The sequence below is a fragment of the Ewingella sp. AOP9-I1-14 genome, from assembly GCF_052375995.1.
Taxonomy (GTDB): Bacteria; Pseudomonadota; Gammaproteobacteria; order Enterobacterales; family Enterobacteriaceae; genus Ewingella; species Ewingella allii.
Genome location: NZ_JBQSVA010000021.1, coordinates 1 through 7,341, shown reverse-complemented (window position 1 = coordinate 7,341; position 7,341 = coordinate 1). Strand labels below are relative to the sequence as shown.

Here is a 7,341-nt window from a genome sequence, read left to right as displayed (position 1 = left end):
ACAATAATTTTCTGGTCTTTCCGCGTGATGGCGGGGTTAGGGATGTTGATGGTGCTTCTGGGTATAGTCAGTGTATGGCTGCGTTGGCGTGGACGTCTTTATACCTCTAAACCGTTCCTCTATTTCGCGCTTTTCATGGGACCGTCAGGTCTAATTGCTTTGCTGGCTGGTTGGTTCACTACCGAAATAGGTCGTCAGCCATGGGTCGTCTACGGTGTGCAACGAACCCGTGATGCCGTTTCTGCCCACGGGGACCTGCACATGTCAATCAGTCTGCTGGCCTTTATCGTTGTCTATACCTCGGTCTTCGGCGTCGGTTACATTTACCTGGTGCGACTGATCAAGAAAGGCCCAGTCCATGCAGACGAGCATCAGGAAGTAACTGATGGAACACCGGCACGACCACTGTCAGCTGTAAATGAGTCCATGGGTACAAGTGGGAGAAACAAATAATGGGTATCGATCTGTCAATTATCTGGTTTGTCATCATTGTGTTCGCCACGTTGATGTATATCGTGATGGATGGTTTTGATCTCGGAATTGGTATTTTATTCCCATTTCATAAGCACGACGTCGATCGCGATACGATGATGAATACCGTGGCTCCTGTATGGGACGGAAACGAAACCTGGATGGTTCTGGGAGGGGCAGCACTGTATGGGGCATTTCCTCTGGCCTATGCAGTCATCGCTGATGCACTCAGCATCCCACTCACCGCAATGCTCCTCGGGTTAATTTTCCGTGGTGTTGCCTTTGAATTTCGCTTTAAAGCCACACCTGAACATCGACATATCTGGGACAAAGCATTTATTGTTGGCTCAATACTCGCTACCTTCAGTCAGGGAGTGGCGGTCGGGACATTGCTAAACGGTCTGAGCGTTACGGGCCGTGAATTCAGTGGTTCTGCTCTGATTTGGCTGGCTCCCTTCCCATTATTCTGTGGCATAGGGCTGGTGCTGGCTTATGCACTCTTGGGCTGTACCTGGCTTATTATGAAGACTGAGGGTGCTTTGCATCGAAGGATGTCAGAGCTGGCTATCCCCCTAACATTAGCCTTACTGGCGGTCATTGCAATTATCAGCGTTTGGACACCGTTGTCTCATCCCGAAATTGAGCATCGCTGGTTCAGTATGCCAAATGTCATGTGGTTCCTGCCCGTTCCACTTCTGGTTCTCGTTTGCTGCTGGGGTATTGTACGCAGTGCTTATAACCGACGGGCGAGTTATGGCCCTTTTATGCTTACGCTTGGACTGGTATTCCTTGGGTTCAGCGGTCTGGGGATCAGTATCTGGCCAAATATCATACCTCCTTCAATCACTATCTGGCAGGCGGCCTCTCCTCCACAGAGTCAGGGCTTTATGCTGATTGGCGGGCTATTGATTATTCCGGTTATCCTGATATACACCAGTTGGAGCTATTATGTCTTCCGTGGGAAAGTGAAAACGGGTGAGGGGTATCATTAATGGCATCGGTAATGGAGAGCTCTGCAATGAAAATGATTGATGAAACACCACGTCCATTCTGGAAAAAATTGATGTGGTTGGTCATTATCTGGGCTACCAGTGTGATGGCTCTCGGCGTAGTTGCTACCGTGTTTAAACTTCTGATGACCGCAGCAGGAATGAAGACGCATTAAGCTATCAAGTCGGGTTACCTTGTAACCCGACTTTTTGAACTGACCATTATTTTTGTCTGGTAGAACAAACCGAACTAACTCATCAGTACTTATTCAAACAATTGCAATAACCAGTATCACTAACGCATCTGGCCAGGAGCCAATAAATACCCATAAAATGCTCAAACAATAACCCACTCTAATCATATTCAGGGCTGCTTTCCCATATTATAGTGGTAAATCATTGCCACTAATGTAAACGGAGTCGAAGGTAGAACACTATTACCCGACATCAAGCCAATGAAAGGATAAAAAGACAACCTATCATCAAATAAGCAATGATTAGCAGATACCTGCTAATCATTTGATAAACCGGGTCACCAAAATACCCAGGATTAATGCCATCCCGCGTCGGATGAAAGCATGCACACTAACCAATATCAGATAAACAATGATCTGCAGAAGAGAAAGTTTCTCCGTACATAATTCATCATTTATTGGAAAAACAAACCAAGCATGATATATCTCGATTTTCAATTCATACAGTTTACTATGTCAGGTTAAAATAGCTGTCTGGTTGATGAACGGGTGGTAATGGTTTTTGTCGGGTCATATCCATCAGGTTACGTTCTATTGTATTGCAGATGGAATTAAGCGGGAGATCGTTTGAGTCGGTACCAAAAGGTTTCTCTAGCTGCTCAGCAAGGGCATCCCATGCGAGAAAAGCATAAGAAATAAAGACTGATACGAAAGGTGTCATGTAACGTAAATCGGTGACCAGTGCAAACGGTAACATGGTGCAGAAAAGATAGACCGTCCGCTGCAGGATCAATGTGTAAGCAAAGGGTACCGGCGTGTTGGCAATCCTTTCGCATCCACCCTGCACATGGGCAAGCTCATTAATACTATTATTGATGAGTGAAAAATTAATATCACTGATTAGCCCCTGAGTACGTAACTTACCTATTTCGTTACCGAGTAGTAGCAAGATTTTATTAGAGGGATAGGCACTGTTCATAACTGTTAAAAAAACGGACTTAGGAAGTATCTTATACACCTCATAAGAAGCATCATTATTTCTTAGCTGATTCTTTAAACTCCAGCTGAAAGCAATAAGATAATCGGATATCATTTTATGAAGGTTTTTATTCTCAGGGAAAAGGTTAATAATCAGACGCATAATATTGCGTTGTACTATGATCATGGTTCCCCATAACGCTCTTGCCTCGATAAAGCGGCTATAGGTGGCATTATTGCGGAAGCCTAAAAAAATAGCGATGGCGACCCCCAACAGGCTAAAGGGAGCAACGGTCAGATGAACTCCTAGTTGTTCATACCACTGAAACAGCACAATAGCGATAACCGACATCGCTATATTGAGGCAAAGCCGAAAAATTATTCTAGAGAGGACAGAACCATGCCATGCAAAGAGGCGAACAAACCAGTGTTGCGGGGGGCGCACAATCATTAAAATGGGTCCTTAAATGACCATTATTATATAATAGGCCCATAAAATCGGACCTATTATCATTTACAGGTAATCAGCTTGCTTTATTCTCCAGTTTTTTTTGATCGTTGTCATTCCCTTTTTCCTGTGTAATTGTCTCCTTGCTTAACATGACGCTGTCGGTACCGGTGTTATAGCTTATGGTTACCGTATCACCCGATTTGAGATTGTCACTGAGGATCTCTTTTGCTAGCTTGGTTTCCACTTCCTGACGGATTTTACGTTTCAGTTCTCTCGCACCAAAATCTGGTTGATATCCAACGTCAACCAGATGTTCAACAAGAGAATCATCAAGCTTGACTGTGATGTCCTGTGCAGATGCCGTACGCTTCAAACGATCGAGCTGGATTTGAACAATCAGACGAATGTTCTCCTGCGACAACGCATTGAACACAATCACTTCATCAATACGGTTCAGGAATTCAGGACGGAAGTGACCTTTTAGCAACTGCATTAGTTCTTCATGGAGTTCCTTAGGCGATTTCTGCTCATCGGAAGGTAATCCGGAGTTAGCCATGATGACAGCAGAACCGAGGTTGCTGGTCGCGATGATAGTGGTATTGCTGAAATCAATTAACCGACCTTTGCCGTCGGTCAGCCGACCGTCATCGAAGACTTGTAGCAGAACGTTATAGACATCAGGGTGTGCCTTCTCGATTTCGTCCAGTAGTATCACGCTGTACGGGCGACGACGCACTTTCTCCGTCAGTTGACCTCCTTCATCGTAGCCAACGTAGCCTGGAGGCGCACCGATCAGGCGGGCGACCGTATGTTTCTCCATATATTCTGACATATCGATACGAATAATGGACTGCTCGTCACCAAACACGGCTTCGGCAATCGCTTTCGCCAGCTCGGTTTTCCCGACACCCGTCGGCCCCAGGAAAAGGAAGGTAGCGATAGGACGATGCGCCTGCCCCAGCCCGGCCCGCGATAGCCTGACCGCGTCACTAACAGCAGTGACCGCTTCATCCTGCCCAACCACGCGCTGACGCAGCGTTTCTTCCATGTTAAGAAGTTTTTTGCGCTCTTCCTGCGTCAGATCCGAAACTGGGATCCCGGTGAGACGCGAAACAACCTCCGCCACTGCGGCAACCGTCACTTCAAGTGTCTCGGAGCCGGTTTTGTTCTTCCAGGCTTCCGTCTGTTTATCCAATGATCCCTGTTTTTCTGAAATTTCGCCTTCAAAACGTTTAACCTCATCAAACAGTTTACGCGACGTGGCGTAATCTCTTTCACGCTTCAGATGCGCAATTTCAGCCTCCAGTTCCTGAATTGGCGCAGGCCGTGAACTGGCACCAATGCGCACTCGCGCCGCCGCTTGGTCGATAAGATCGATGGCTTTATCCGGTAGGAAACGGGAGGTGATATACCTGTCAGAGAGCTCCGCGGCTGCGACAAATGCTTCGTTCTGGAAGGTAACCTGGTGGTGCGCTTCCAGCGTGTCTCGTAGCCCGCGGAGGATAACAATCGTTTGATCCACAGTGGGTTCTTCGACCAGTACAGGCTGAAAACGGCGCTCAAGGGCGGCGTCTTTTTCAATATGTTTTTGGTATTCGTTTAACGTAGTGGCGCCGATCAGACTGAGTTCACCTCGCGCCAGTGCCGGTTTGAGGACATTCGCAATATCAAGACCGCCTTCGCCGCCTCCCTGCCCGGCACCAACAATCGTATGCAGCTCATCAATAAAGAGGATCAGTTCCCCTTTCTTAGCAGTAACCTCATCAATCAACTGTTTGGCACGTTCTTCAAATTCACCACGATATTTTGCGCCCGCCACCAGGGAGTTCATGTTTATTTCTACGAGGCGTTTATCACGTAGAACCTCAGGCACATCACCTTTGACAATCCGCTGCGCCAGCCCTTCAACGATGGCCGTTTTACCAACGCCAGGTTCACCAATCAGAACCGGGTTATTTTTCTTGCGGCGGGCCAGCACTTCTATAGTATTTTCAATCTCCTGAGCGCGCCCAAGCACGGGATCCAGCTTACCTGCCCGTGCCATTTCGGTCAGATCGCGTCCCACTTTATCCAGGTTAGGCGTACCGGTCGGCGTGTCAACCCGCCCATCCTCTGCTCCTTTACCCACGATTTTCACCACTTTCTGGCGAATAGCCTCCGGGGTAATACCATATTTCTTCAACAACGCACCGGCGACGCTATCCGGGACTTCACTCAACCCGATAAGTAAGTGCTCAGGTCCTACATAAGAGTGCCCCAGCTCACGGGAGGCCTGGAAAGCGTACATGAAGGCTTTTTTCAAACGGGGTGAAATGGAGAGGTCGCCTGGCCCCCCCCCGGTTTCCGTCGCGCCGCTGTAAGCATTCTGATCGATGTAACTTTTAATATCCTCTGGGGAGATTTTGAGATCTTTAAACAACGCTGCACACACGTCGGCATCTGCCAGAACGTACAGAAGATGTTCGGTGTCCAGCTCCGTACGATTGAGCTGGTGAGCCTTTTCGGCTGCCTTTTGTAGCAGCTCCAGAGACTGCTTACTGAAGGTTTCCGTCGTATCAATCGACTCCCGTGGCACCGCACCGAAGATATCGTCTTCACTCCCATCGCGGATATTATTACCGAAGCCGTTGAAGAAACCGGAAAGTCCCCCACGCCCCAGTAAGGAATCAAAAGGGTTCAGAATATTCTGGTGCCGCATCAACTGACGGTGATCATAATCACAAATAGCAATCGTTTTTCGTTGACCATTCTGGACGAGCGTAACTTGGCTGGTAGCCGGTCTTACCTGACAAATATCACATAATGTTGGCATTATTCGCCTCCTGATGTAGAAAATGGGTAACACCCAGTGAGACCCATATTTAAGCGTAGCAGAAGGCACCAAAGACATTATACGAAGTTATGAAACATCATGGACCTTCAGATTAAACAATGAAATAACACTAATCAGGTGAGAGATTATCTCCGTCTGCAGCGTTTCATAGGCCGTCCATTCTGTAAGACGTGTAAAAGCATAAATTTCGACGGGCAATCCATAAGCCGTCGGCTGCAGCTGCCTGACCATTAAGGTCATCTCGGTGCAGATGGATCCATGTTGACGCAAATACGCTTTGGCGTATTCCTGGAACAGCTCAATATTCGTCTCAAGCGGAGTCTTCACGTTGGTGAAAAGCGCTAACGTGACGTTTTTGATGATGGCCTGTTTTTCGTCAGGCGTAATAATATGGACGGTCTTGATGTCGATATTGATATTTCTCTGGAGCCGTCTGGCACTGTGTTCAATCATATATCGCCAGTTTTTAAACGAGCCAGAAACCAGGGTGTAGGTTGGAAGGGTGGTGATACTGTTATCAAAATTAAGCACCTTCACTGTGGTCAGACCGATATCTTGTACGACGCCGTTGGCTCCCAACTGCTCCATTTCAATCCAGTCTCCCGGCTGGAGCATATCATTCGCGGAAAGCTGTATACCGGCAACCAGACCAAGCAGCGGATCTTTAAACACAAGCAGCAGCACCGCTGCAATTGCGCTTATACCACTGAGCAGAATAAGTGGCGATTTATCCAGCATCATGGACAGCAGAAAAAGGCAATAGATCAGGGCCCCGACCAGTTTGAGACTCTGTTCAATGCCGCGATAAGGTAGCCCCCTCAGCTGGCTATTGGTTTTTAATAAATCGCCGGCGACATCAATAAATGAATAGAAAGCCAGCAACGCGAACGTCAGAGTCCAGATTCGAGCCCCTGCTAGGATGACATCCAGCACCCTGTTTTCCGTGCTCACGATAAAAGAAAGCTGGCCCGCCAGCACCGCTCCTTGCAGAGTTAAGACAACATAACGGAAGAAATGATGATGGGTGATTACCGCCAGCTTTGAGGACTTGCGTTGCAAAGATTTTTTGTCAAGATAAGGCAATACAAGGTAGTGAGCGACACAGTGCAACAGAGTAAAAACAATAATCACCCTGAACACCGGTATATCGCTGTTGATCAAGGTCGTTTTCAAATACTGAAGAAATTCATGGTTCTTAATATACTGCATCATATTTATTTTATCCGGCTACTATCGACCATCGCTCTCTGGAATAAGGCTATTTTACCGTAATCATCTATGCTGGGGAACGTCTAACATCTTTCGCCGAGGCGAAAGATGTTAGACGAAGGTGTTCAACGTTATTCACGGAAGATGACTTTAAATATTCGGCCTAATTAGAGGCAGATTTTAGCTCACGTATTTCAATCTGCTCAGGTGTCATGG

At 47.3% G+C, this 7,341-nt stretch carries 6 protein-coding genes; 3 read left to right on the top strand and 3 right to left on the bottom strand.

The genetic code is table 11. The features are described from left to right. The 3 genes from ACT3RT_RS22770 to ACT3RT_RS22760 form a co-directional block, all read left to right on the top strand. The coding region (locus ACT3RT_RS22770; RefSeq protein WP_496203773.1) for a cytochrome ubiquinol oxidase subunit I at nucleotides 1–453 on the top strand (453 nt) is incomplete at its 5' end. Then, the gene (gene cydB, locus ACT3RT_RS22765) at nucleotides 453–1,463 is read left to right on the top strand and encodes a cytochrome d ubiquinol oxidase subunit II (protein ID WP_496203772.1); all 1,011 of its coding nucleotides are present in this window, start codon (nucleotides 453–455) and stop codon (nucleotides 1,461–1,463) included. The genes ACT3RT_RS22770 and cydB, both read left to right, overlap by 1 nt. 26 nt (nucleotides 1,464–1,489) lie before the next feature. Next, nucleotides 1,490–1,636, top strand: a complete 147-nt coding sequence (locus ACT3RT_RS22760) for a DUF2474 domain-containing protein (RefSeq protein ID WP_353504342.1) — start codon at nucleotides 1,490–1,492, stop codon at nucleotides 1,634–1,636. A 529-nt stretch (nucleotides 1,637–2,165) separates the two neighbouring features. Here ACT3RT_RS22760 and ACT3RT_RS22755 read toward each other — a convergent pair. From ACT3RT_RS22755 to ACT3RT_RS22745, 3 genes are all read right to left on the bottom strand, one after another. Beyond that, entirely contained in the window at nucleotides 2,166–3,083 is a 918-nt protein-coding gene (locus tag ACT3RT_RS22755; RefSeq protein ID WP_353504341.1) for a bestrophin family protein, read from the bottom strand. Nucleotides 3,084–3,156: 73 nt separating this feature from the next. Further along, nucleotides 3,157–5,895, bottom strand: a complete 2,739-nt coding sequence (locus ACT3RT_RS22750; protein WP_496201158.1) for an AAA family ATPase — start codon at nucleotides 5,893–5,895, stop codon at nucleotides 3,157–3,159. A gap of 87 nt (nucleotides 5,896–5,982) precedes the next feature. Further along, nucleotides 5,983–7,128 (bottom strand): mechanosensitive ion channel family protein, encoded by a 1,146-nt coding sequence (locus ACT3RT_RS22745; RefSeq protein WP_496203771.1) that lies wholly within the window; start codon nucleotides 7,126–7,128, stop codon nucleotides 5,983–5,985. Nucleotides 7,129–7,341: the final 213 nt, after the last annotated feature.

What these genes read in the sequence shown, in the direction of transcription:
- cydB (WP_496203772.1), top strand. Translation starts at nt 453, where the DNA reads ATGGGTATCGATCTGTCAATTATCTGGTTTGTCATCATTGTGTTCGCC.
- ACT3RT_RS22760 (WP_353504342.1), top strand. Translation starts at nt 1,490, where the DNA reads ATGAAAATGATTGATGAAACACCACGTCCATTCTGGAAAAAATTGATG.
- ACT3RT_RS22755 (WP_353504341.1), bottom strand. Translation starts at nt 3,083, where the DNA reads ATGATTGTGCGCCCCCCGCAACACTGGTTTGTTCGCCTCTTTGCATGG.
- ACT3RT_RS22750 (WP_496201158.1), bottom strand. Translation starts at nt 5,895, where the DNA reads ATGCCAACATTATGTGATATTTGTCAGGTAAGACCGGCTACCAGCCAA.
- ACT3RT_RS22745 (WP_496203771.1), bottom strand. Translation starts at nt 7,128, where the DNA reads ATGATGCAGTATATTAAGAACCATGAATTTCTTCAGTATTTGAAAACG.